Below are 803 nucleotides of genomic sequence, written 5' to 3' on the forward strand. Positions count from 1 at the left end.
AATCAACTTAATTAGTCTTATGACAAAAGCTACAGGCTTAAATAAGCGAGTTGAAGCGCAGGATTATATCATCTATCCCAACCCTGCCGAGCAAACTGTAACCATAAAAAGTAATAATGGAAGCGTTGCAGATAAAGTTGTTTTTTATAACTTACAAGGAAATAAGGTGCTGCAAAGTACTCCTGAACGATCCATCACTACGATTGATCTTGGTAATTTAAAATCAGGTGTTTATATCCTAAAAATCACCTCAGAAGGAAGAGTGTTTAACAGAAAACTATTGATCAAATGAAAAAGTTAATTAAATTACTAATTGGTATAGCTATATTAAGTCTTTTTTGGACTTGTGGTAAGAAGCGACAAGTCAAAATAGAAGGAAAAGTTTACAATCCCATCACCCAAGAAGGCATTTCAGGAGCAGAACTATGGTTGTTAAAACCTGGTCCTATAACTGAATATTATGGAGGTTATGAAAGAGTTACCACAGTTTACTCCGATGCCTCAGGTAACTTTAAAGTGGATGTAAAGTCTGGTAGTGCAGAAATTCTTCGGTTAGGAGATATGCATGGAGAATATTATAAAATAGGTTGGTATCAAAATGGTGAACAATTACCAAGTGATTTACCAGTAGAAAAAGGCAAAACCATGCACGCAGATTTTTATGCGGTGCCTTATGGAGAGTTGAAATTAGATATTAACAATATTAATTGTAGTGGACCAGCAGACACTATGTGGTTTAGAAATAAATGGTTGGGTTATACGGGGTTTGAAAGTTCCTATTCAACACCTAGAACAGGATGTTA

2 protein-coding genes are annotated in these 803 nt (G+C 35.1%); both read left to right on the forward strand.

Going from position 1 to position 803, the window contains the following annotated elements; genetic code table 11:
• A partial coding sequence (locus CW751_RS15110; protein ID WP_205677852.1) for a T9SS type A sorting domain-containing protein occupies positions 1–292 on the forward strand: 292 nt, incomplete at its 5' end.
• A partial coding sequence (locus CW751_RS15115; protein WP_101335848.1) for a hypothetical protein occupies positions 289–803 on the forward strand: 515 nt, incomplete at its 3' end. The genes CW751_RS15110 and CW751_RS15115, both read left to right, overlap by 4 nt.

Source organism: Brumimicrobium salinarum (genome assembly GCF_002844555.1).
Lineage (GTDB): Bacteria > Bacteroidota > Bacteroidia > Flavobacteriales_D > Crocinitomicaceae > Brumimicrobium > Brumimicrobium salinarum.